The 24,649-nt window shown below is 56.3% G+C and carries 21 protein-coding genes; 13 read left to right on the forward strand and 8 right to left on the reverse strand.

Annotation, left to right across the window (positions count from 1 at the left end):
• The 3 genes from ACXJJY_RS01715 to ACXJJY_RS01725 all read right to left on the reverse strand — a co-directional run bounded on the left by ACXJJY_RS01715 (position 1) and on the right by ACXJJY_RS01725 (position 3,622).
• The gene (locus ACXJJY_RS01715) at positions 1–906 is read right to left on the reverse strand and encodes an ABC transporter permease subunit (protein ID WP_456384979.1); all 906 of its coding nucleotides are present in this window, start codon (positions 904–906) and stop codon (positions 1–3) included.
• A 13-nt stretch (positions 907–919) separates the two neighbouring features.
• Positions 920–1,930, reverse strand: coding sequence for an ABC transporter permease subunit (locus ACXJJY_RS01720; protein WP_456384980.1), 1,011 nt, complete (start codon positions 1,928–1,930; stop codon positions 920–922).
• Between the two features lie 90 nt (positions 1,931–2,020).
• Positions 2,021–3,622: an ABC transporter substrate-binding protein gene (locus ACXJJY_RS01725; RefSeq protein ID WP_456384981.1), complete on the reverse strand. Its 1,602-nt coding sequence runs from the start codon at positions 3,620–3,622 to the stop codon at positions 2,021–2,023.
• Between the two features lie 532 nt (positions 3,623–4,154).
• On the opposite strand from ACXJJY_RS01725, the gene ACXJJY_RS01730 reads away from it, so the two are divergent.
• Positions 4,155–4,421: an SHOCT domain-containing protein gene (locus ACXJJY_RS01730; protein ID WP_456384982.1), complete on the forward strand. Its 267-nt coding sequence runs from the start codon at positions 4,155–4,157 to the stop codon at positions 4,419–4,421.
• Between the two features lie 197 nt (positions 4,422–4,618).
• Positions 4,619–5,056, forward strand: coding sequence for a hypothetical protein (locus tag ACXJJY_RS01735; RefSeq protein ID WP_456384983.1), 438 nt, complete (start codon positions 4,619–4,621; stop codon positions 5,054–5,056).
• 112 nt (positions 5,057–5,168) lie between these two features.
• Here ACXJJY_RS01735 and ACXJJY_RS01740 read toward each other — a convergent pair whose 3' ends face one another.
• The 3 genes from ACXJJY_RS01740 to ACXJJY_RS01750 all read right to left on the reverse strand — a co-directional run bounded on the left by ACXJJY_RS01740 (position 5,169) and on the right by ACXJJY_RS01750 (position 9,508).
• Positions 5,169–6,380, reverse strand: a complete 1,212-nt coding sequence (locus ACXJJY_RS01740; protein ID WP_456384984.1) for a GGDEF domain-containing protein — start codon at positions 6,378–6,380, stop codon at positions 5,169–5,171.
• A complete protein-coding gene (locus ACXJJY_RS01745; protein ID WP_456384985.1) occupies positions 6,377–7,264 on the reverse strand; it encodes a phosphate/phosphite/phosphonate ABC transporter substrate-binding protein in 888 nt (295 codons plus the stop codon). The genes ACXJJY_RS01740 and ACXJJY_RS01745 overlap by 4 nt, the downstream gene beginning before the upstream one ends.
• A gap of 309 nt (positions 7,265–7,573) precedes the next feature.
• On the reverse strand, positions 7,574–9,508 hold the full coding sequence (locus ACXJJY_RS01750; RefSeq protein ID WP_456384986.1) for an ASKHA domain-containing protein: 1,935 nt from the start codon (positions 9,506–9,508) through the stop codon (positions 7,574–7,576).
• A gap of 374 nt (positions 9,509–9,882) precedes the next feature.
• On the opposite strand from ACXJJY_RS01750, the gene ACXJJY_RS01755 reads away from it, so the two are divergent.
• The 9 genes from ACXJJY_RS01755 (at position 9,883) to ACXJJY_RS01795 (ending at position 20,156) form a co-directional block, all read left to right on the forward strand.
• Entirely contained in the window at positions 9,883–10,794 is a 912-nt protein-coding gene (locus ACXJJY_RS01755; RefSeq protein WP_456384987.1) for a 50S ribosomal protein L11 methyltransferase, read from the forward strand.
• A 5-nt stretch (positions 10,795–10,799) separates the two neighbouring features.
• Positions 10,800–11,483, forward strand: a complete 684-nt coding sequence (locus ACXJJY_RS01760) for a CAP domain-containing protein (protein WP_456384988.1) — start codon at positions 10,800–10,802, stop codon at positions 11,481–11,483.
• A gap of 159 nt (positions 11,484–11,642) precedes the next feature.
• Positions 11,643–12,506 carry a branched-chain amino acid ABC transporter permease gene (locus tag ACXJJY_RS01765; protein WP_456384989.1) on the forward strand — a complete coding sequence of 288 codons (864 nt, stop codon included), beginning with the start codon at positions 11,643–11,645 and terminating at the stop codon, positions 12,504–12,506.
• Between the two features lie 138 nt (positions 12,507–12,644).
• Complete coding sequence (locus ACXJJY_RS01770; protein WP_456384990.1) at positions 12,645–14,483, forward strand: thiamine pyrophosphate-dependent enzyme; 1,839 nt, start codon at positions 12,645–12,647, stop codon at positions 14,481–14,483.
• Positions 14,480–14,983, forward strand: a complete 504-nt coding sequence (locus tag ACXJJY_RS01775; RefSeq protein WP_456384991.1) for a 2-oxoacid:acceptor oxidoreductase family protein — start codon at positions 14,480–14,482, stop codon at positions 14,981–14,983. The genes ACXJJY_RS01770 and ACXJJY_RS01775 overlap by 4 nt, the downstream gene beginning before the upstream one ends.
• Positions 14,980–16,014 (forward strand): branched-chain amino acid ABC transporter permease, encoded by a 1,035-nt coding sequence (locus tag ACXJJY_RS01780; RefSeq protein ID WP_456384992.1) that lies wholly within the window; start codon positions 14,980–14,982, stop codon positions 16,012–16,014. The genes ACXJJY_RS01775 and ACXJJY_RS01780 overlap by 4 nt, the downstream gene beginning before the upstream one ends.
• Positions 15,989–16,759 carry an ABC transporter ATP-binding protein gene (locus ACXJJY_RS01785; protein ID WP_456384993.1) on the forward strand — a complete coding sequence of 257 codons (771 nt, stop codon included), beginning with the start codon at positions 15,989–15,991 and terminating at the stop codon, positions 16,757–16,759. Before ACXJJY_RS01780 ends, ACXJJY_RS01785 begins: the two co-directional genes overlap by 26 nt.
• Positions 16,756–18,873, forward strand: coding sequence for an ATP-binding cassette domain-containing protein (locus ACXJJY_RS01790; protein WP_456384994.1), 2,118 nt, complete (start codon positions 16,756–16,758; stop codon positions 18,871–18,873). Before ACXJJY_RS01785 ends, ACXJJY_RS01790 begins: the two co-directional genes overlap by 4 nt.
• 119 nt (positions 18,874–18,992) lie before the next feature.
• A complete protein-coding gene (locus ACXJJY_RS01795) occupies positions 18,993–20,156 on the forward strand; it encodes an ABC transporter substrate-binding protein (protein ID WP_456384995.1) in 1,164 nt (387 codons plus the stop codon).
• Positions 20,157–20,252: 96 nt separating this feature from the next.
• On the opposite strand, the gene ACXJJY_RS01800 is transcribed toward ACXJJY_RS01795, so the two are convergent.
• Positions 20,253–20,753, reverse strand: coding sequence for a hypothetical protein (locus ACXJJY_RS01800; protein ID WP_456384996.1), 501 nt, complete (start codon positions 20,751–20,753; stop codon positions 20,253–20,255).
• A gap of 193 nt (positions 20,754–20,946) precedes the next feature.
• Here ACXJJY_RS01800 and ACXJJY_RS01805 point away from each other — a divergent pair, with 193 nt between their 5' ends.
• Positions 20,947–21,867 (forward strand): DMT family transporter, encoded by a 921-nt coding sequence (locus ACXJJY_RS01805; RefSeq protein ID WP_456384997.1) that lies wholly within the window; start codon positions 20,947–20,949, stop codon positions 21,865–21,867.
• Positions 21,868–22,486: 619 nt separating this feature from the next.
• Entirely contained in the window at positions 22,487–23,974 is a 1,488-nt protein-coding gene (nrfA, locus tag ACXJJY_RS01810; RefSeq protein ID WP_456384998.1) for an ammonia-forming cytochrome c nitrite reductase, read from the forward strand.
• 270 nt (positions 23,975–24,244) lie between these two features.
• Here nrfA and ACXJJY_RS01815 read toward each other — a convergent pair whose 3' ends face one another.
• The gene (locus ACXJJY_RS01815; RefSeq protein ID WP_456384999.1) at positions 24,245–24,625 is read right to left on the reverse strand and encodes a YdbL family probable chaperone protein; all 381 of its coding nucleotides are present in this window, start codon (positions 24,623–24,625) and stop codon (positions 24,245–24,247) included.
• Positions 24,626–24,649: the final 24 nt, after the last annotated feature.

Raw genomic sequence — 24,649 nt, forward strand, 5'->3', positions numbered from 1 at the left:
TCAAGACCTTTTCAGCTTTGGATCAAGGGCATCACGCAGTCCATCCCCCATCAGGTTGATAGCCAGAACCGTGGTCAGGATGGCCAGCCCGGGCAAGGTAACCACCCACCATGCCCGGAGAATAAACTCCCGTGCCTCGGCCAGCATGGTACCCCATTCCGGGGTCGGTGGCTGAGCCCCCATGCCGAGAAACCCGAGAGCCGCGGCATCAAGAATAGCCGTGGAAAAACTGAGCGCTGCCTGAACAATAAGAGGGGCCATGCAGTTGGGTAAGATGGTGAGGAACATCAGGCGAGAAGTCCGGACCCCGATGACCCTGGCAGCGATGACATAATCCTTCGACATCTCCCCCATCACCGCAGCCCTGGTAAGACGAACATAATGTGGCTGCTGGACAACGGCAATAGCAATCATGGCATTGATCAGGCTCGGACCGAGCAGAGCCACCAGGACCAGGGCCAGCAGCAGGCTGGGAAAGGCCAGAACCACATCCATGATCCGCATGATGAAAGTGTCCACCCAGCCCCGGAAATAACCGGCCATGAGGCCGAGGAAAACCCCCATAAACAGGGCGACAGACACCACCACACAGCCGATGAACAGTGAAAAACGGGCTCCGTAAATCAGCCTGGAGAGCATGTCCCGTCCCACCGCATCGGTCCCCAGCGGAAAACGGAGCGAACCACCATCCTGCCAGAATGGCGGCAGCAGCAGTGCATCTCTGAACTGCTCGTTTGGCGCATGGGGTGCGATGAGACCGGCAAACACCGCCACAACAACAATGGTGGCAAAAAAAATCAGCCCTGCCACCGCGCCTCTGTTTTCCTTGAAATAGGCCCAGAATTCTCCCATCAGAGCCATACGGCCGTCGGGATGGTTGGCATGGTTGGCACTGGATTCGGTCATGTTGCGGTCCATGTCAATCCGAATACCTGATTTGCGGGTTGATGAGACCGTAAAGCACATCAACGACAAGGTTGACCAGCATCACCACCGCGGCTATCAGAAGCAATCCCCCCTGAACGGATGGGTAATCCCGGCGAAAAATGGAATCCACCATCCACTTGCCGATACCAGGCCAGGAAAATATTGTCTCTGTGAGAATGGCTCCGGCAAAGAGGACGCCAACCTGAAGACCGATCACGGTGACCACCGGGATCATCGCGTTGCGCAGAGCATGGAGTCCGATCACCCGGCCCGGTCCCAGGCCTTTGGCCCTGGCCGTGCGGACATAATCCTCTCCCAGCACCTCAAGCATGGCGGAACGGGTCTGGCGGGCAATGACAGCCAGGGGAATGGTGCCGAGAACGACTGAAGGCAGGATGAGGTGAGAGACCGCCGAGGCGAAAGCTCCCTTTTGACCGGACAGCAGGCTGTCTATGAGCATGAATCCCGTTTTAGGCTCAAAATAGTACAGCAGGGAAATCCGACCTGAGACAGGCGTCCAGCCAAGAATACCGGAAAAGAGAATGATCAGCAGCAAACCCCACCAGAATATGGGCATGGAGTATCCAGTGAGCGCACCAGTCATCACGGTGTGATCAAACCAGGAGCCACGCTTGACAGCAGCTATTATCCCGGAGGGCAACCCAATGAAGACCGCGATGAAAATGGCACAGAGCGAGAGCTCCACTGTGGCCGGAAACAGAGTGAGAAACTCCTCGAGAACAGGTTTCCTGGTAATGATCGAAGTGCCGAAGTCACCATGGAGCAGACCCTGGACATAAAGGGCGTACTGCTGCCAGGCTGGCCGGTCAAAACCATACTGGTGCATCAGTTCGGCATGGCGCTCGTCGCTCATTCCCCGCTCGCCGGCCATGAGCATGACAGGATCTCCCGGGAGCATGCGAATGAAAATGAAGGCAACCAGGGTGACCCCGAAAAACGTCGGGATCAGCACCCCTATTTTACGAAGCAGAAAACCAATCATAAAGGCAAAAAGTCAAGAAGAAGGGCCCAGGCAAAAAAAGAAAACCAGCCGGACAGACTGTTGGCCCGGCTGGTTGGGTTCATATTCAACTTACTCCTTCAGGTCAACCCCATAAAATATATGACCGCCAAAAGGATCGATCCGGTAGTCGACCACTTCCTTGCGTACCGGCTCAAAAACGATGGAGTGGGCGATGGTGGCCCATGGCGCCTGCTCCTTGAAGATGACCTGGGCCTTCTTGTAGAGTCGGGTCCGCTCCTCTATGTCCGAAATCCGCTTGGCCTTCTGAATCAGCTCTTCAAAGGGCTCGTAACACCAGTTGGCGCGGTTGGCACCACCGACACCGTCACAGCCCAGCAGTACGGCGAGAAAGTTGTCCGGATCCCCGTTGTCCCCGGTCCAGCCGAGCAGGACAGCACCATCACGCTTTTTATCCTTGGAGCGTTTGAGATACTCTCCCCACTCGTAAGAGACGATCTCGGCCTCGACCCCGATTTTGGCCCAGTCGGCCTGGATCAACTCGGCCATGCGCCGGGCATTGGGGTTGTAGGGCCGTTGGACGGGCATGGCCCAGACTTTGGTCTTGAGATTTTTCACCCCGGCTTCTTCCAGCATCTTTCTCGCCGCAGCAGGATCATAGGGATCGTCCCGGACCTCATCGTTATAGGACCAGATGGTGGGCGGAATCGGATTTTTGGCGATCTTGCCGGCACCCTGAAACACGGCATCGAGGATGGCCTGCTTATTAATGGCCATGTTCAGAGCTTTACGAACCCTGGGATTGTCAAAGGGCGGCATCAGGGTGTTATAGGCCAGGTACCCCACGTTGAGCCCCTCCTTCTGGAGGAGATTGATGTCCCGATCTTCCTTCATGGCCTTGAGATCAGCCGGATTAGGATAGGGCATAACATGGCATTCGCCCGCTTTCAGCTTCTGGTATCGGACCGAGTTGTCCGGAGTGATGGCATAGACCAGGTTGTCGATTGCGGCCTTGCCCTCCCAGTAGTCCGGATGGGCCCGGTAGCGGATAACAGCGTCCTTCTGGTAGGCAACGAGCTGAAAAGGACCGGTTCCAACCGGTTCCTGATCCACCTTTTCCGGTGTGCCGGCGGCCATCATTTTATCAGCATACTCTTTGGAATGTATGGAGGCAAAATCCATGGCCAGGTTGGCGATCATTGGCGCCTCGGGCCTGGTAAGGATGAACTTGACCGTATAATCATCGACCCTGACAATGTCTCTGAGCAATTCAGGCATGGACATGGCCTGAAAGTACTCGTAGGATCCGTTGGAAACCTTGTGGTATGGATGATTCTTGTCCAGCTGCCGCATAAAACTGAAGATGACATCGTCGGCGTTGAAGTCCCTGGTCGGGGTGAAATTCCTGGTGGTCTGGAACTTGACCCCTTTACGCAGGTGAAAGGTATAGACAAGGCCATCGTCGGACACCTCCCACCTTTCGGCCAGAGCCGGGCGGATAACAGTTGAGCCACGCTCGAACTGCACCAGCCGGTTGAAAATCGGCCGTGACGAAGCATCAAAGGTTGTTCCCGAGGTGTAGAAAGCCGGGTTGAACCCCTCCGGGCTTCCCTCTGAACAGTAGACAAGGGTCTTGGCGCTGACATTCCATGCTCCAAAGGCTAGCAGCGACGCACCGCAGAGCGCGGCAAGCAGTTGTACGGATTTCTTCATGATCTTGCTCTCCTTCTGGTTTGTGTTTCTGTCCCGGCTCTCATACCGAAACCTTTTCGCCAGCCGAAAAAATTTTCAGATTTCCTCCCTGGTCCGACAAAATGTACCCACACCATTCTTATTAATTATTGCCTGTCAAGTCAAGAAATTACAAATGACATTCTTCTCCAGCCAAGACGGTGCCACAGAGAGACACCGGGGACTCTGGCTACAGACCTTGGATTCATATGAAATCATCAATGGTTATGTATGAAATGTTTTGACAGGCAGAAACCCGGCCCGTTCGCTGGTGACCGGAGAACACCTGTCCAGATATGAGACAGTGGCACCCTCCGGTTCGGTCAGCCACTGTCTCATATCTGGACGCTCCAAGGAGACAGAAAAATGTCCACATGATTACAGATATAATAATTAATTATAATTTCAAATAGTTACCCAAGGACTTTACCCCCACCTGCAAACTGGCATGCCCCATGCTATTAACTAGGCAACAACCCTTGAAACAATCACATTATCCAGAGGAGAACAACCCATGATGCACACAGGATTTTTCAGCAGCGGGTCTATCAACAGCAACTGGCTGTGCGGACCAGGAGCCTTCTTTCCGGGTCCTCTGGGCTGGATCATCACCCTGCTGTTCTGGGGGTTGATCATCTACCTGGCCATTCGAATTTTCCAGGCACTGATCCGTGGCAGCGGCAGAAATACCGAGCCAAGCCTCGAAATTCTGGCGAGCCGATACGCCAGGGGTGAAATCGACGAAGAACAGTACCGCCGGATGAAGGCTGAGCTTGGCTGATAATTACAACCGCATCACCTGTAAAACTCGCAGTTCTTGTTCCACCTCCGACCTGGCACTGGATCGGTCGGTCGCAACAGGAGTCCAACCCGGTTACTGACAGTCAGAAACCGTTAACCGGACGGCAGACACGGGGTCAGTCGTCCTCAAAATCGAATCCACAGGAACAACACAATCAAGCAAAGGAGAACAACACCATGAAACTGAACAAAACCGCAAAAAACTCTCTTCTCACCGGTATCCTCGCCCTTGGCCTTGCCACCACCGCCCTGGCCATGCCCGGAGAACACTACGGAACCACCGGTGCTTCAGGCCAGGCACGCCAGGCAATGATGGGCCCGGGAATGATGGGCGGCATGATGGGCCCGGGAATGATGGGGGGTCACGCGTATGGAGGTGGCTGGGGCTGCAATCCGATGATGACCGGTCCCGGGACTCGTGGAGCCCTGAGTGATCAACAGCAGAAATTTCTTGATCAGACTGTGGATCTGCGCAAGCAGATGATGGAAAAACGGTTCGAGTACATGGAGGCTGCGCGCAATCCCAAGACAACCCCCCAGGACCTGGCCGCCATCGAAAAGGATATGCTGGATCTCCGGACAAAAATGATGGAAAGGATGAATAACATCCAGTAACACTCCTGGCCGGGGAGGTTCACCCTCCCCGGCTTCTCTTTGTCCTGTTTTACCCAATCAACGACCGGAAACAGCGGTGCATCTGGATATGTCTTTCTTACCAGGGGGCTGATCAGGATCTTTTTGAAAACAGTGCGGTCCTGTTTCTGCCAAGGGATTTGGCCTGGTAAAGAGCCGTGTCCGCCCTTGAGACAAGCTCGTTTTCATTTTCGGCATGGCCGGGATAAATGGCTATACCGATACTGATTGTTATATAAACCGGTTTATCCAGCCCGGATGGAGTCATAGGTGTTTTTTCCACCGCAAGCCGGATTCTTTCCGCCAGCTGCAGCGCATTGTTCTCGTTCATATTGGGTGCAAGAATGACAAACTCCTCGCCGCCGAAACGGGCCAGACAGTCTTCTTCACGTATATGGCGCGAAAGAATGGTGGCGCATCCTATCAAAACCTCGTCTCCAACCAGGTGTCCGTAGGTGTCGTTGATACGCTTGAAATGATCAATATCGATGATCAATAATGCCAGTGGCCACCCATGACGTCGACTGCGGGCCAACTCTTCGTGCAGCCGGATATTGAGCTGCATCCGGTTGTAGATCCCTGTCAGGGGGTCATTATAGACCAGTGATTCCAGCCGCTTGGCCATCTCGTACATAGTGCGGGCAAGCATACTGAATTCATCATCCACTTTTTGCGAGGGCGGATCGATATCAAACCGGCCCGAAGCGATTTTGAGCGCTGTCTGCTTCAGCTCCAGCAAAGGCGCCGTAATCATGCCGGCGATAAACACCGCCATGAGCACCGAGCCGCTCAGACCAAGCACCAGGGTCGTCACAATCTTCCGGTGCAGATCAGCCACAGCCTCCTGAACTTCTTTGTGGGAATAGCCAAGGACCACATACCCAAGTAGCTCGTTGTCAAGCATGATGGGCCAGGAGATCTCTGCAACCACAGCGCCATCCACGGTGATATACCGCAGAAAACCTCTGTCCTGCTGCGGATTCGGCAGGGAAAATTCTCGCCCCACATCCGCCAGATTATCTGAAACGACAACTCTTTGTTCCAGATCAAGCACCTTGACAAAGACAACATTTTTTTCCTGACGGGCCAACCTGACCTGCTCGTACACAGTGGCCAGATCGCGACTGAGAAAGGCCCTGGAGGAAAGATAGGCGATATGGCGGGCCAGGGCTGTGGCGACGTCATGGTGTTTTTCCGCCAGGGCCTGCTCGGATTGTCTGGTGATGAAAAAACCGGTGGCCAGTTGACTGACGATAACAAGCAAAGTGACGATGACAGTCAATTTGGCACGGTAACTTTTCATCATAACTGAAAATTTTTATACAAAAGACGAAGCTTTTTCTCATCGCAGACGACAAATCCGGCTGCCTCTATTTCATCAAGCAGTTTTCTGTCCTCTTCCGAGGACAAGCTCAACGAAAGAAAAACCCTGTTGACCTCGGTAATCAGCGACTCAGGCACACGATCCAGGGCGGCGAAGATCCAGGTCGGTACCGGACGGGTACGGGCCACAACCCTCAGGCTTCCGGGCGGAATCGGCCAGTCCGGATTCTTCCCCTCGAGTATGTCGCGGCTGTCGCTACAGATAAAAGTGGCATCATAGGTTCCGAGATAGACATTGAAGGCATTCTTCTGACAGCTGGAGCCAAAGGCATATCCAGCCAGGTCTTTTTCCACGTCAATGCCATGCTCACGAAGAAGCAGCATCCCGGCAAGGGTCTTGACCGTGGACTTCTCGGCTCCAAAGAGCAGCGTTTTGCCGCGTAAATCCTCAACTTTGTCGATCCCGCTGTCACTGCGGGTCACGAGCAATCCGTGATGCTGTTGACGACCGTCAGGAGTCAGAATGCTAAGGCCTGGTTCGTGGCTGAAATGAGGTCGCAGATCAAGATATACACGGAAGGGAAGGTAGGCGAAATCGGCCCCGCCCTTTTCAATTATCCGGCTGAAAGACCGGTAGTCACCGGGTACCATGAGAATGACCCGGCGCTGGATATTTTTTTCCAGATAATGGACCAGAGGATGGAATTTCTTGTAGACCCGCACCGGATCCATGCAGGGCAGGATCACCACCCGCACCGGTGGTTCATTTTTATAACGCTCAACAATATGAGCGCCTGACGGGGTAACGAGGAAAAAGAAAAAGAGGATAAAAACAAAAGCCAGGGAGGTGTATGTTTTTTCAAGCATAAAGCGCCCACCTTGGCTCGAAATCCGTCCCGCCCGCCGCCAGAACCACGCAGAACAGAACAAAGAGTGGAACCTGTCACGTTTTCCGGAACCCAGGGATTAAAAAGTATGGATTCCAACAACCAAAATCCATCTATCCTTAATTATATTGTATGTTTTTCAGGCTCGGCAGGCAAACAAAAAAACAGCCGCAAGACCCGGCCCTGCGACATCACGGCAGGCCTGCCATATTTCGCACCCAGCAACCTGTCTGCGCCCCATGAAGCGGACTGTGGAATATGCCCATGCGCCGGACAAGAAAACACCCGCCTATCCGGCACTATCGGGCAGCTTGTCCCGCACCGTGGGGAACAGACTCATGTCGGTATGGGGCAGGAAGAGAGCGGCCATGTAATGGGTCATGAACTCGGAATTTTCCGACAGCTCCATGTTGGTCATGAGCTGGCGGACCTGAATCCGCTCCCGGAACCTTTTGACATCGGTGAGTGAAATCTGGCAGCCAAGCATGGAGGCATTGCCAAGGTAAAAAAACTTGTCCCGGTTCACATCGGGCAAAAGACCTATACATATGGCCCGTTCCAGGTCGATATAGGCCCCGAAATTCCCGGCCAGGATCACGCGGTCCAGGTCGGCAAAGGTAAGCCCCACCGACTCCAGCAGAGTTTGGTAGCCGGCGTACATGGCCCCCTTGGCTCGGAGCAGATTGTCGATATCCACCTCGGTGATAACGATATCCTCGCCAATCAGGGAATCCTGAGACCAGGCCAGAACGTACTCCCAGCCATTCTGGCCTTCGCGGATCCGCGGATGGTCAATCTCCTTGTTGAACTTGCCCTGCTGATCGATCACCCCGGACTCCAGCAGCTCGGAAACAATGGAAATCAGCCCGGATCCGCAGATACCTGCCGGCTTGATCCGGCCGATGGTGACGATCATCGGATCATAGGTTTCATGGTGGATGTGAAAATTTTCAATGGCCCCGGCCGAGGCCCGCATCCCGTACTGGATGCCGCCCCCCTCGAAGGCCGGCCCGGCCGAACAGGCGGCGCAGACCATCCACTCCGAGTTGCCGACCACGATCTCACCATTGGTACCGATGTCGATGAACAGACTGACCTTGTCCGACTTGGCCATCTGGCAGGCGTGGACACCCGAGACAATATCGCCGCCCACGTAGGAGGCGATGCAGGGGTAGAGAAAGAGGCGCACCGACGGATGGGCCTGGATACCCAGCCCGGCGGCCTTGGTCAGGGGAAAGATGGATACCGCCGGCACGTAGGGTGCTTCGCGGATGTACTTTGGATCCAGCCCGAGCAGCAAGTGCGACATGATCGTGTTGCCGGCCGCCATGATATAACTGATGTCGGCCGGCGAAATGATCATCTTGCGGCAGATGTCATCGATGATGGTGTTGATGGTGGAAACCACCTTTTCCTGCAGGGCCCGCAGGCCTCCGGGCCGGGCCGCGTAAATGATGCGGGAGATGACATCCTCGCCGTAGCTTATCTGGGCGTTATAACCCGAGGCCTCGGCAATGATCTTACCGCTGTTGAGGTCGATGAGCACCCCGGAACAGGTGGTGGTGCCGATATCCACCGCCAGGCCGTAGAGACGGTCGGTGGTGTTACCCGGCTCGATATCGATGATTCGGTCCGGCTCCCCTTCCCACTTGCCGTGCAGAAGGAGCACCGTCACCTTCCAGTCCGACTCCCGCAGGACAAAGGGCAGCTCCTTGATCAGTTCGGGATGATCGTATGAGGGCTCCGGAGTGTCGGGCAGGGCCTGGCGAATGCCGCGCATGACCCGCTGCATGTCGGAGATGTTGTCGTCCAGAGTCGGGGGGTCGAGCTCCAGGTAAAGCTTGGCCACCGGCGGATCCACATCCCACTTGCCGATCAGGGTGTCCAGGGACCGGGCCGAGATGGTCCGGGTTGTCTTGGGCTTTCGCTTGAGGGCCCGGCCGCCGGCAGTGGTTATCTCCGGAATCCGTACCACCAGATCACCTGTCACGGTGGCCTGGCAGGCCAGCCGGTATCCCTGATCCCACTCCTCTTTTTTCAGGGTCGCCCTGTCAGCCCGGACCTTGCCCTCTTCGACGATGACCTTGCATTTTCCGCAGACGCCGTCTCCGCCGCAGAAAGCATGCACGTAGACACCGGCATTGGCGGCCGCGGCCAGCAGATTCTCTCCCTGGTCCACTGTCACGGTGATATTATCTGGCTGAAAGGTGATGGTGTGTTTCATTACTGGACTCCAATGGATTCATCTGGGGCTGTATTTGCCCTGAGATACTGGAAACAGGCCCTGGAAATACCCTGTCAGGTCTCTGTCACAGGTGATCAGAGAGATCGGGGCCGGGGCAAAGGATAAAAATGATAATTTATAGCATGGACAGAATGTACTTTCAACGGGATAAAGAAAGGCAGGGCTACCGGTACCTGTGGCCAGGACACAGCCTTGTTCATGCAACAGGGTTCGACGTTGCCTTGTTCCCTGCCGGCGTGGTATGTCTGAAGAGTGGAGAATAACCTTTCATCCCGGCTCGCGGAACAGAGGATGAACCTTATCAGTTCGTGCCCGCCACCGGGATGAATCAGTATATGAAACAAAACAGGTAGATGGAAAGAAACGAAACAGGCAAGGTGAACAAATGGCTCAAGGTGAGCCTTGTAACTCCACCGGCTCTGGTGGAAGCGGTCAGTGATTTCATGGCGGTGCTTTCCGGAGCCGGGGTGGAAATCAGCGCGGATTCCGAATCCCGGCGGATAACCGGTTTTTTTCCCCTGCAGGACGATACACGAGCGGAGCGGGAGGCTGTTGTCGGCCGGACCAGCGAAGCCCTGGCCGAACTGTTCTCTCTCTATGACCGGGAACTACCCCCTATCCAGGTGGAAATCATGGACAACGAGGACTGGTCCACCAGCTGGAAACGGTTCTACACTCCATTTTCCATCATCCCCGGCCTGGTAATCAGGCCAAGCTGGGAAGAATACTACCCTTCCAAAGGTGAAAAGGTGATCGAGCTTGATCCCGGTCAGGCCTTTGGCACCGGCCAGCATTCATCCACCCGGATGGCCCTGGCCCTGACCCGGGAGTGCTGCCAGATATTCCCTCCCGGACGAGCCCTGGACGTCGGCACCGGCACCGGAATCCTGGCCATGGCTGCGGCCCTGTTCGGCGCATCCGAGGTAACCGCTATCGACAACGACCCTCAGGCAGTCCAGGTAGCCAGAGAAAACGTCGTCCTCAACCGGCTTCAGGGACGCATTTCGATTGACGGGACACCCCTGGAGGACATCCAGGGGTCTTTTGACCTGATCCTGGCCAATATCGTCCACAACGTCCTGGTGGCCATGGCACCCACCCTCCGCAGCCTGCTCTCCCCCTCCGGCCACCTTGTTCTCTCCGGTATCCTGGCCGGCAGACAGGAAGAAAATATCATCCATGTTTACGAGGCCCTGGGCCTGACCCACATCCAGACCCTGCATGACGACGAGTGGGCCGCCTGCGCCTTCTGCCTGGAGGCTTAACAGGAATGCACCGACCCCTTATACTGCTGCTGATTGCTGCACTTTTGGTTTCCTGCCAACCTCCACCCCAGACCGGGCTACGCCTCGCCCCTGAATCCGGACCGAAGCAGGCCCCCGAACCCTGGTCCCGGGTGGAACAGCAAATCTTCACCCTGGTCAACCTCCAAAGGGCCATGCACAACCTGCCTCTCCTGAAGCCTGATCCCAGACTGCACCGGGCCGCGCGGCTCCACGGGCGGGAAATGACCCGCCACCTGACCCTCACCCACCGCAGCCGGGATGGACGGGATTTCGACAAGCGGGTCGCAGGACAGGGATACCACTGGACCAGGGTGGGGGAAAACGTGGCCATGGAAAAGACCGCGGATTCCCAGGCCATCCTCCCTTTCCGGGTCATGTTTGGCACCGATAACCTGAATTTGATCCAGACCTACTGCCGCAAACACGGTTTGCCGCTGCCCCGCCAATGGCAGGACGTGGGCCGGGGCTGGAGCGACGATGACTGGGATCGCTGGAAACAGGAGCATGGAGGCAACGGCGGCTGGATGGGGAGCCCGGGCCACCGGCGAAACATCCTCCTGCCCGATTTCACCGATACCGGCATCGGCCACATCTCCGTGAGCGCCAGGGACGAAGCTGTGTACCATTACTTCACCCAGGACTTCGCCACCGGAGACTCCCAGCCCTGACAGCAGGCAGCTCGCTTCGCCGCCGATCTGTTCGCTATCCACTGGAGCAGAGAAGGTTTCTTGCTTTTTTTCGCCTGCTTTGCTATCACACAAAGCCACTGATTTGATTTTTTCTTCCACTGTACACCGGCCAGCAACCTGTCGGAGACCCAAGCCGTTGTGAACACTCTCCAGGATCTTCTCCAATTCATTTTTTCCGGACTGACCAGCGGTGCAATCTATTCGCTCATCGCCCTGGGATTCTGTGTGGTGCACAACACCATGGGCATTGTCAACTTCGTCCAGGTGGATTTTGTCACCCTGGGCGGCATGTTTCTCTTCACCGGCCTTTTTACCCTGGGCCTGCCCATGCCCGCGGCAGTACTCTTTTCCACCGCCAGTGTCGCAGCAGTTGCAATGCTGGTGGAACGGATCGGTATCCGGCCATCACGGTCGGATCACCACCTGGTCCTGATCTTCCTCACCATCGGTATATCCATTATCCTGCGCGGGATCATCAAACTCGTCTGGGGAAAAAACCGGATGGCGGTCCCCCCCCTGTCCGGCGAGACCCCTCTGCATTTCTTCGGGGCCACCATCATGCCCCAGGCCCTGTGGATCCTGGCCCTGACCACCGTGGCCATCGGTTTGCTGATCCTTCTCTTCCGCCGGACCCGGATCGGCCTGGCCATGCGCGGAGTAGCCGCCAACGAGCGGGCCGCCGCCGCGGTGGGTCTGCATATTGGCCAGGTCAAAATGTTCAGCTTTGCTCTGGCCGGAGCCCTGGGCGGCCTGGCCGGGGTCCTGGTGACCCCGATCACCACCCTCAACTACGACGTCGGGGTCCTGCTGGGTCTCAAGGGTTTTGCCGGGGCAATCCTTGGCGGATTCGGTTCCTTTCCCGGTGCCATTGTCGGTGGACTGGGCCTGGGACTCCTGGAATCCCTCACCGCCGGTTACCTCAGCAGTGCCTACAAGGACGTGGTCGCCTTTGTCGTACTCCTGCTGGTGCTCTTTATCCGGCCCCAGGGCCTGTTGAAATAATCGCCATGAAATGGATCCCTGCGGAGACCCAGCCAGGTGGAATTGAGATAGAGCACCTTGTTTTCCGGGGAATAAAGATAAAGGATATCGACTCTGAAACCAGCACACAACATACTAACTTCAGCCTGTGTGAACGCAATGAAACAACAACTCCTCATGGGTAACGAGGCCATCGGCCGGGGACTTGTGGAAGCCGGATGCACCTTTGTCTCGGCCTATCCCGGAACCCCTTCCTCGGAAATTTTAGGTGCGGTGACCACCAGCATGGATGAGGCCGGCAGCCCCATGCATGTGGAATGGTCAGTCAACGAAAAGGTAGCCTTCGAATCGGCCCTGGCCGCCAGCTATACCGGCAAACGAGCCGCCGTGATCATGAAGCAGGTGGGGCTGAATGTGGCCGCCGATCCTTTTACCCGCTCCACCTATCTCGGGGTCAAAGGCGGCTTCGTGGTGGTGGTGGCCGACGATCCCGGCCCGCACAGCTCGCAAACCGAGCAGGACACCCGCCTCTTCTGCCTGTTTGCCAAAGCCCCGGTGCTCGATCCGTCCTCCCCGGCCGAGGCCCGGGACATGGTGAGCGAGGCCCTGGAGCTTTCCGAACGTTACGAGATCCCGGTGGTGCTGCGACCCACCACCCGGATCTGTCACTCGCGCCAGAACATCGACCTGGGACCGGTCCAGAACCTGGAACGCAAGGCGGTCTTTGAAAAAAATCCGGGCCGCTGGGTAGCCACGCCGGCCTTCCTCACCGGGCTCCATGGGGAGCTCAACGACAAGCTTAAGCGAATCAGCGGCGAAGAGAGATTTCAGCCGACGGCCACAGGTCCGGGTCGAGCCAAATGCTGCATTGTCGCCTCGGGCATCGCCCATGCCAATGTCTCGGACCTGCTGGAGGAGATGGGCCTTGGCGATCGAGTGGATCTCTACCAGGTAAGGATGCCCTATCCCCTTCACAACGATTTTGGTCACAACCTGGCCCGGAATCACGAAAAAATTCTTGTCCTCGAAGAGCCAGATGCGGTCATCGAACTGCAGCTCCAGGGGGAAAACAAAAACATTCTCGGCCGTCTCACCGGCCATGTGCCGGGCCAGGGAGAGCTGACCCCGGACGTGCTCCACACCATTTTGCTCGATTTCCTGGACCTGCCGGAGAAAAAGAAAAACGGCGGCCTGCAGCAGAATCCGCCGGCCCGGGGCCGGCGGCCCTCTCTCTGTCCCGGCTGCCCGCACCGGGCCTCGTTCTACGCCATCAAGAAGACCTTTCCCAGGGGCATCTATCCAAGTGATATCGGCTGTTACACCCTGGGCATGAACCTGGGAGCGGTGGACACCTGCCACTGCATGGGGGCCTGCATCAGCCAGGGGGCCGGTTTCTACCATGCCCACGCCCAGGACAGAGATGATTTTCCCACCATCGTGGTCACCATCGGCGACTCCACCTTCTTCCACGCCGGCATCCCGGCCCTGATCAACGCCGTGGTCCAGAAGGCGCGGATCATCGTCACTATCCTCGACAACGCCACCACGGCCATGACCGGCCAGCAGCCCACTCCGCAGCACGGGGTTCTGGCCGACGGCTCGCCGGGTAATCGGGTGATCATCGAGGATATTGTCCGGGCCTGCGGAGTGGGTTTTCTCGAGATCGGCGACCCCTATGACCTGGAAGGATTTTCCGATCTGCTCCGGGAGGCGGACAATTTCATACGCTCCGATGGGGGCGGAGTGGCGGTGGTGATCGCCCGCCATCCATGTCTCATGGACCGCAAAAATCCGGCCAGACAGGAACGAATTCCCATGGAGATCCTCGATGACTGCGTGGGCTGCGGGATCTGCGTCCAGCAGTTTGAATGTCCGGCCATCACCCTGGACGATGAGGAGAAACAGGCACACATCGACCAGATACTCTGCGTGGAATGCGGAGTCTGTGAAACCGTGTGCCCCACCGGCTCCATTGTCAGAAAAGGAGGCGCCAAGTGAAACAGCAGATCATTGTCAGCGGCATGGGCGGCCAGGGGGTGCTGTTCCTCACCCGAATCATCGCCGGAGCCGGCGTGGACATGAGCCTTGAAATCTTTACCTCGGAAACCCACGGCATGGCCCAGCGTGGCGGCTCGGTGATCTCCACCGTCAAGGTGGGCCGGTTCCACAGCCCGCTGATCCGCAGCGGCCAGGGTGATGTGGGTATCTTTCTCCACCCGCAGAACCTGCCGGTCCACGGCCACCTCCTCCGGTTGGACGCCCGGGCCCTGGTCAACACCCCGGAAAAAGGTCCCTGGTACCATCTCGACGCCACGGCCATGGCCACGGAGATGGGCTCACCGGTTCTGGCCAACCTGATCCTGCTCGGCTACGGGGTGGGCAAATCGCTCTTCTTCTGCACCCCGCAGCAGGTGGAACGCGCCATTGAAACCATCTCCCGGGAGCGGTTCGTGGAAAACAACCTCAAGGCCTTTCGCCGGGGGCTGGACGCCAGATGAGCAGCCGGGAGCGGATAACATACTTTCTCCGCCTGCACCGAACCGGACTGCTGGTCTGGGCCCTGACCCTGATCCTTGCCCTGTTTCCCCTGGTCCAGGACAATCCCTATATCCTGGGACTCACCAACATGGTAGCGATCAATGTGATCGTGGTCCTGGGGTTGAACCTGTTCATCGGTTATGCCGGACAGATCTCCCTGGGCCATGCCGCCTTTTTCGGCCTGGGAGCCTATGGGTCGGCGCTGTTAACCGTGTATTTCGGAATCTGGCCCTGGCTGGCCATGATGCTGACCGCCCTGGGCGTTGCTCTGATTACCCTCATCATCGGCCTGCCAGTGCTTCGCCTTTCCGGTCATTACCTGGCCATGGCTACCCTGGGATTCAACATCGTCATCTACACTGTGCTCGTGCAGTGGGACGAGGTCACCGGCGGTCCCTCCGGTTTTGCCGGTATTCCACCGCTGACCCTTTTCGGGCTCGAACTGGATGATGAGGTGCGCTTCCATTATGTGGTCTGGGGGTTTGCCCTGATCCTCTGCACCCTGTGTCTCAATCTGGTCCGCAGCGGGGTCGGCCGGGGGTTGGCCGCCCTGGCCGCGGACGAACGGGCTGCCAGCGTGCTTGGGGTGGATATCAAAAAGAGCAAGATCAAGGTGTTCATACTCTCGGCGGTTTTTGCCTCACTTGCGGGAAGCCTGTACGCCCACTGCTTTTCCTTTGTCAATCCGGACACTTTTGGTATCTTCGCCTCGGTGGATTTTGTCATCATGGTAGTGGTTGGCGGCATGGGTTCCATCTGGGGAAGCCTGCTCGGAGCCGGACTGCTGACCATTCTCCCGGAATTTCTCGATATCTTCGAGACCTGTCGTGATATTATCCACGGCCTGATCCTGGTCCTGATCCTGATCTTTCTGCCGCGGGGTTTTGTCACCGGAATCAAGGACATCATCATGACCCGCCTTGCGATGCGGCGGGCCGGAACAGAGGCGCAGGAAGTACGACAAGATGCTCTCCCTGAACAAGGTCAGTAAACATTTTGGTGGGCTGCCCGCCCTGGACAAGGTCTCTTTTTCTGTGAAAAAGGGGAGTATCACCGCTCTCATCGGCCCCAACGGCGCAGGAAAATCCACCCTTATCAACTGCATTACCGGGGTGCTTGCGCCCGATAACGGGGAGATTTTGTTCGGAGACAGACAGAAAAATATCGCTGGCCTGGAACCGCACGTCATCGCCCGCCAGGGCATTGCCAGAACCTTCCAGAACCTGCGAATCCTGCCCACCATGTCGGTGATGGACAACATCCTCTGCGGCCTGACGGTCCGGGCCTCCACTTCGTTCACCGGTGCCATGCTCCGGTTGCCGTCGCTCCGCAGCCGGGAACGGCTCTTTCGCCTGCAGGCCCTGGAGCTGCTCGACTGCCTCGGCCTCTCCTCTATGGCTGACTGGCCTGTTTCCGTACTTCCCTATGGAGACAGAAAAAAAATCGAAATAGCCCGTGCTTTTGTTTCAAAACCCTGTCTTGTCCTCCTGGACGAGCCGGTGGCCGGTCTCAACCAGGAGGAAACCGGGCGGATCGCGGTCCTGCTTAAACAGATGCGCCAGGCCGGCTTCACCATGCTGCTGGTAGAACATGACATGGAGCTGGTGATGCGAATATCAGATTACGTGGTGGTCCTGGACTCCGGCCGCTGTATCGCCCGCTCCACCCCGGAAGAGGTCCGGACCAATCCCCTGGTCCTGGAAGCGTATCTCGGCACAACAGGCAGGGCGGCATGAACAGGAACCTCACCCCCATACTCCGGATCTGCGGCCTGGAAGTCCATTACGGCGCGGCCCAGGCCCTGTTCGGCGTTAACCTGGAGGTCCGGGAAGGGGAAACCGTGGCCCTGGTGGGGGCCAACGGGGCCGGAAAGACCACCATGCTCCGGGCGATCATGGGCTTGCTCCGTCCCAGCCGCGGAACCATCCTCTTTGACGGCCGGGATGTAACCCGAACCTCGGCCGTAGGCATGGTCCGTCAGGGCATGTCCCTGTCGCCGGAGGGCCGTGAACTCTTCGGCACCCTGACCGTACGGGAGAACCTGGAGCTGGGCGTTCTGGCCCTGAAACTTGGCCGCAGCGAGATAAACCGCCGGATGGAGGAGGTGCTTGGCCGCTTTCCCAGGCTGGCCGAACGCATTGAGCAGCAGGCCGGGACCCTGTCCGGGGGAGAGCAGCAGATGGTCGCCATGGGGAGAGCGCTCATGGCACGACCACGGGTCCTGCTCCTGGACGAGCCGAGCCTGGGGCTGGCCCCGCAGATCACCGATATTATCTTTGACACCATACACCAGCTCTCCCGTTCCGGGGTCACGATCCTGCTGGTGGAGCAAAACGCGGCCAGGGCCCTGGAAGCCTCGACAAAGGCCTATCTTCTGTCCAACGGAAAGATTGTCCACCAGGGCAACTCCCAACGGCTGCTGACCGATTCCCGTCTGCGAAAGGCCTTTCTCGGGGCTGGCAGCAAAAACCGGCCCGAGGCCAGCCGGATAGGAGCGGCGGGACTTACCAATATACGCCTGGAGAAACCAGATATGAGTACTCAATTCTTCATGCCATCCTTTACCTCCGAGGAGGAACTCAGGGAGCATCAGCTCCGGGGCCTCCAGTGGACCGTCAACCACGCCTTCAACGGCTCGAGCTTCTACCGCAGTCGGCTGGAAAAAGCCGGAATCAGGCCCGAGAACATCACCTCCCTCGACGACCTGCGCCGACTGCCTTTCACCACGGCCGAAGACCTGAAAGACGGCTACCCCTTCCCGCTGCGCTCGGTCCCTTTTGAACAAATCGTGCGCATCCACGCCAGCTCCGGGACCACAGGCAAGCGCAAGGTCCTGGGTTATACCCAAAAGGACGTCGACGACTGGATCTCCTTTTTCGCCCGTGCCTACGAGATGGCCGGCGTAACTCCACTTGACCGGGTCCAGATCGCGGTGGGCTACGGTGTCTGGACCGCGGGCATGGGATTTCAGCTTGGCTGTGAAAAAATCGGGGCCATGGCCGTACCGGTGGGCCCGGGAAATATTGACATGCAGTGCCAGTTCCTGCTCGATTTCCAGTCCACGGTCTTCTGCTCCACCGCCTCCATGGCTCTGCTCATGGCCGAGGAGATCCACAAGCGGGGCATCACCGACAAAATCAACATCCAGAAGATTATCTACGGTTCCGAGCGCTCGTCGGTCTCCATGCGTAAAAAGATCTCCGAGCTCTTCGGCGGGGCCGAACTGTTCGATATCCCCGGCATGACCGAACTCTACGGACCAGGCACCGGAATGGAATGCCCGGAACACGATTGCATCCACTATTGGGCCGACTACTACATCCTGGAAATCCTTGACCCCGATACCCTGGAACCGGTGGAAGACGGCGAATGGGGCGAAATGGTGGTCACCACCCTTTGCAAGGAGGCGGCGCCGCTGATCCGCTACCGGACCCGGGATATCACCCGCATCATACCCGGCCGGTGCAGTTGCGGCTCCATCCTGCCGCGCCATTCACGGATCAGGGGACGCAGCGACGACATGATGAAATTCCGGGGCGTGAACATCTACCCGTCCAGTATCGACGCCATCCTCTCGACCATCCCCGGGCTGGGCTCGGAATACCAGGTGCACCTGACCCGGGACGATGACAGCGGCCGGGACTTCATGAAACTGATCGTCGAACAGGGTGAAGGGGTGGGCCCGGAGCGGCGCATGGAGCTGATGAAGGAGACCGTGCACCAGATCAAACGAAAACTCCTGGTCACCACGGAGGTGGAAATTGTGGAGTACGGCTCCCTGCCCCGCTCCCAGCGCAAGAGCCAGCGTATTTTTGACAACCGCATCAAGGATGATATTGTCGAAACATAACTGTCACCAGCTGAGCTGCGATGCTCTCTCAGGAGAAAAATAAAACAGCATCCATCTGCACGAATAGATAACCCACGTTTTTAGTTTTTAAGAAAAACCAACAGCCCAAGGAGGGAAACATGAACAGATCCATTTTCCTGGCAGCGGTGTTCCTGCTGATCGTCCTGCTAACCGGTCCGGCAGCGGCCGACGACACCATCAGGCTGGGCGCCCTTTTTGACCTTTCAGGTCCGGCAAGTTTCATCGGCACCCCAACCAAACTGGTGGCAGAGATGGTGGTGGACAAGATCAACAAGGAAGGCGGAGTCAACGGGAAAAAAATAGAGCTGGTCATCGGCGACACCGAAGGCAACCCGGCAAAGGCCGCCTCCATAGTCAAAAAATTCATATACAGAGACAAGGTGGCGGCCATTGTCGGACCCACCCGTACCGGCAGTGGCATGAATATAAAAAAAATCGTCGACAAGGCGGGCATGCCCACCTTTATGACCGTGGGCGGCGATCCGGTGATCATGGGTGGCAAATTCGGGCCCTATACCCATGTATTCAAGTCACCCCAACGTTCCTCTATCGCGGTCAAACGGCTCTACATGTATCTGCGGGACAAGAAACTGACCAGGGTAGCACTCCTCACGGCGGCTGACGGTTTCGGCAAGGACGGCGCCAGGTGGTTGAAGAATCTGGCCCCCGAGTATGGATTGACTATTGTCGCCCAGGAGTCCTTCGGACCCAGGGACACCGACATGACCGCCCAGCTGACCAGGATCAAGAACGCTGCCCCTCAGGCCATCATCTGCTGGACTATTGGTCCGGCCGGGGCCATTGTCGCCAAAAACAAGGCCCAGCTCGGCATCGACCTGCCGCTCTTCCAGTGCCACGGCCTGCCTGATCCCAAGTATATCGAGCTGGCCGGCAACGCCGCGGAGGGGGACCGGATGCCGGCCACCAAGCTGATGGTGGTAGACCAGCTGCCCGACTCTGATCCCCAGAAACCGGTGATCAAAAATTTTGTCCATCTCTACCGGGACGTCTACCATTACGACAAACAGTTTCCCATCAACACCCACTCCGGCTATGCCTGGGATGCGATCACCATTGTCGCCAACGCGATGAGGGAATCCGGCACCGATCCCGAAGCTCTGCGCCACGCCATTGAAAACACCAAGGGATATGTCGGAGTTTCAGGAATATACAATATAACCCCCGAGGATCACAATGGTCTCGATGTGGACTCCATGGTCATTCTCCAGGTAAAGAATCAGGAGTTCGTCCTCGCCGACTGAACCAGCAAAAAATCCAAACAAGAAAAGCGATGTCTCCTGGATGGGGAAGACATCGCTTTTCTTGTTCTGACAGATCGTTCCCGGTATGACTCTGGTTTACCGGCAACGCAGGAATGCCATCTGGATGACCAGCGGTTTTTCATAGCTGACTCTGGGATTACCCCATTCCCTGACCCCCATGGACACCCACTGGCCCAGATCTTTCCAGGTATCGTAACCAAACTTCCAGCCAGACCAGTCCTGACGGCAATTGTACTCCTGGTCTACGGGATAGTAGATAAACAGGGCCTGCTTGTTCTTTTCAGCCTCTCGTGTGTTACCGACCAGAACCATATCCGCTCCGCGGCGGGCCGCCTCGCCAGTAACAGTGGCCGCAATCCCGGCCCCATCATACCCGGCAGGCAAAAACAGCAAAGCCCGGGTGAAAACCCGGCACGATTCCGGAGCCTGGGTATACTGGAAGATCACCTCGACGTCACTGGTCGGCGGATAAACCGGTCCCACATAGGAGGGCAGTAAATCCTTATTTCCACAACCGGCCATCAGCAGGGTCAGTGCCAGAACAACAATGACAAGGGGACGATTCGGACAATGCATATTTAAATTCTCTCCCTGTTGATTTTTCTTTTTCACAATCCGTAGAGCATTTTTCCTGTGGCGAGGCTATATTCATCAAACTTTGACAGGGGTGCTGCCTCCAGCCTCCACTCACTGGACAGAAACAGGCTGTACTAGTGCCTGAACACGATACATTCAGGTAACCACACAGAAAAACAGGACCAACCCGAGAATGCAAGGGGAAAAAAAAGACATCATCATATCAGACCTTCTGCTCCTGCTGGTTGCAGCCGTCTGGGGCTTTGGCTTTGTCGCCCAGCGGGCGGGCATGGAATCAATGGGTCCTTTTACATACAACGGCATCCGTTTCCTGCTCGGCTCCCTGTGTCTGGTGCCCGTGAGCCGCAAGAATGCTGTTCTCTCACCCACTCCCTGGAACCAGGCAACCATGCCGCACAAGCGCATCCCGGCCCTGAGTGCAGGTCTGATAGCCGGTGTGGTCCTTTTTGGCGGCGCCACTTTACAGCAAATAGGCCTGCAGTATACCACCGCAGGCAAAGCAGGGTTTATCACCGGCCTCTATGTGGTACTGGTGCCGATTCTCGGCCTTTTGGCAGGACAACGCACCAGCCGTGGCACCTGGATCGGCGCGACAAGCGCCGCCGTAGGCCTTTATTTTCTCTCGGTACCTGAAAACCTCGAAATCAATCCTGGAGATATATTTGTTACAGCCGGAGCTCTGTTTTGGGCCATTCACGTTCTGGTCCTTTCCTGGCTCTCGCCGCGAACCAGTGCCATCCGCCTGGCCATGATCCAGTTTGCGGTCTGTGGCTTCCTCAGCCTCTTCATAGGCCTGATTACAGAGCCGGTCACCATCCACGGCATTCGTCAGGCCGCCATTCCCATCCTCTATGGAGGTCTATGTTCAGTGGGAGTTGGCTACACCCTCCAGGTAGTGGTCCAGCAGAAAGCACATCCGGCCCATGCCGCCATTCTCCTGAGCCTGGAGACAGTATTCGGCGCCCTGGGTGGATGGATGCTCCTCGACGAACACCTCACTTTCAGGGCCCTTTTTGGATGCGCTTTCATGCTCGCCGGAATGCTCATATCCCAGCTCTGGTCTCTTCCGTCAAAGCCTGATTCAAGCCGATGACAGGGACCAGCCAGCGAAAAACCTGATTCCGTGAAGCTTGCATTTCACCTCCACCCAAAAAGAGACCCTTTGGAACAAAACAACATTTCATATTTCCCCAGGACAAACCGATATCCTCCTTTTCCGCACCAATGCCGATTTTCGGGGATCATAAAAAAACAAAAGAACTCCTTTCTGTTTTCTCCAAAACAATAGAAAAAGAAAAAATGAAATCTAACATTTAGCTCGTGACGTAAAGCAACCACCAACCTATTTAAATATTCTAACAAGAGCCACCGAAAATTCAAATTTACACCAGCCCAAGACAAGATTATTGTAACCTTATCGTTACACACAACCACAACGAGTGCTACCCCGTGGTTACACAACACATCATCCACTCGCATAACTCTTTGCAATCATCGCCTATTCTTAAACGGCACACTTGTTGCTTTACAAAAAACTAAAAGACAGTGAATCGTTTTCGATAATTTAAAACAAGCCCAAGTGGACCCCTGAAAGGTTCACCATACACTAACGGTGACCAGCGAAAAACCGAACAGGCTGGAAAAATTATCCTGTTTTCGTCACTGTGTCACCACCAGTCAAACCAACCAGGAAACAAAGAGGAGAACAAAAGATGAAGTTACACAAAGTGCTGCTTGTCAGTTCAACCCTGGCCATCACATCCGCATTCATGGCTACCACCAGCATGTCGGACACCCAAAAAACAGTCATCAAAAAACAGGGAGTGGAAAGTCACAGCGAAAACTGGAAAAAATATTTCCCACTCCAGTATGAAACCTGGGAACGGACCAAGCAGAGCGACCAGATTGAGGACCTGCTGGAGAAAAACCCTCAACTTGCCGTTCTCTGGGCCGGATATGGATTTGCCAAAGATTATAACGCGCCACGCGGCCATGCATACGCCCTGCAAAGCAATGTCAACACGTTGCGCACTGGAGCTCCCGTAGGTCCTGTATCCGGGCCCATGCCTACTGCCTGCTGGAGCTGCAAATCAACCGATGTACCCCGTCTGCTTGAGCGGGATGGCGAACTGGAGTTCTTCACCGGAAAATGGGCCAAATACGGGCCCGAGGTGGTCAACACTATCGGATGTGCCGACTGCCATGACAGCCAGACTGGTGAAATAGCCCTGTCAAGGCCTTATCTTAAAAGGGGACTTGAAGCCATCGGGGTGAACCTCAGTGAAATTACAAAAGATGATATGCGGACCCTGGTCTGTGCCCAGTGCCACTCAGAGTATTATTTCAAAAAGACTCCCTGGGTTGACAAGGATGGCAAAGAAAAAGTTGCCAAGGTGGTCACCTTTCCCTGGGACAATGGGCTCACCGCTGAAGCCATGGAAGAGTATTACGACAACATGAACTTCAAGGACTGGACCCATAAGATCAGCCGGGCTCCGATGCTGAAAGCCCAGCATCCTGGCTATGAAATTTTCCAAACCGGTATCCATGCCCAGCGGGGTGTCTCCTGTGCTGATTGCCACATGCCGACCACAAGCAAAGATGGCCAGACATTCACCGATCACCAGATCCAGAGCCCTCTGAACAACATCGACAACACCTGCCTTAACTGTCACGATCAAAACGAAGAAGAGTTCAAAGCCCTGGTGGAAACAAAACTGCAGCGTAAAGAACAGTTGATGAAGATCACCATGGACAACCTGGCCAAGGCGCATCTTGAAGCAGGCAAGGCCTGGGAGTTGGGGGCCACCGAAGCTGAGATGGCGGACATCCTCCAGGACATCCGGCACGGTCAGTGGCGCTGGGACTACTCCATTGCCAGCCATGGCTCCTTTTTCCATGCCCCGGAAGAAACCCTGAGGCTCCTGGCTGTAGCCAACGAGACCGCCCAGAACGCGCGCCTGAAACTGGTCAAGGTCCTGGCAAAGTATGGTGCTGTCAACTATATCGCCCCGGATTTTTCCACCAAGGAAAAAGCCCAGGCTCTGGCGGGAGTTCCCCTGGATAAACTGGTAGCAGAAAAGAATAAGTTCAGAGCCACCCTGCTGAAAGAATGGGAGCGCCAGGCTGTTAAAAATGGCACCCTGAACATGGAATCACGCAAGGGTATGACGAACAAGGCCTCGTACAGCAGCAACTAAGAGCCCCACAGCCGGGTATATAATATACCACCCGGCAAGACAGGCCAAGCAGCCTCACCAGCGGCCCCTGGATGGATTCCCCATCAGGGGCCGTTTTTTTGGGCGTATCAAAACCGATTGAATCGTAAAAAGTCCGTCACACTTGAAAGATGGATAAGCATAGAGGGAGCAGGATCCGAAGGTTTTGGTGTACACGGACCATATCAGGCTCAAGGACCACAAAACCGTTTGCATCCCTTTCGAGCATCCAGAGTCCGTACAACCTGGTTTCTACTTCTTGCGCCACTTGCCGTTGACTTTTATGTAGTTACCTGGCCTGGTCTTTTCAATGGCCTTTTTTCCAGCCAGTTTTTCCACCACGGCAAGGTCGGTACCATTTTTCCTGGCGATCTGAAGATACCTGGAACGGCGCTTCTGGTTAATGGTCTGCACCAGCTTCACTATCTCGGGAGTTGCTGTGCCGACAACCTCCAGGTAACCGGAAGGTGTCTCCCCTACCAGCCCCTGATCCTTGGCGCTCTGCAAGTCGAGAGCCGCGACCGGCCCGGCCTGAACCTGCAAAAGCAACGTCAGCAAAACCGTCAACACGGCCAGCAGGCGGAAAAGGTCTGCGTGGCGGGACCAGATCAGATATTCAGACAGGTGTTTCATGTGCAACCTCCACTGTATATTCCG

The organism is Desulfolithobacter sp., assembly GCF_054025815.1.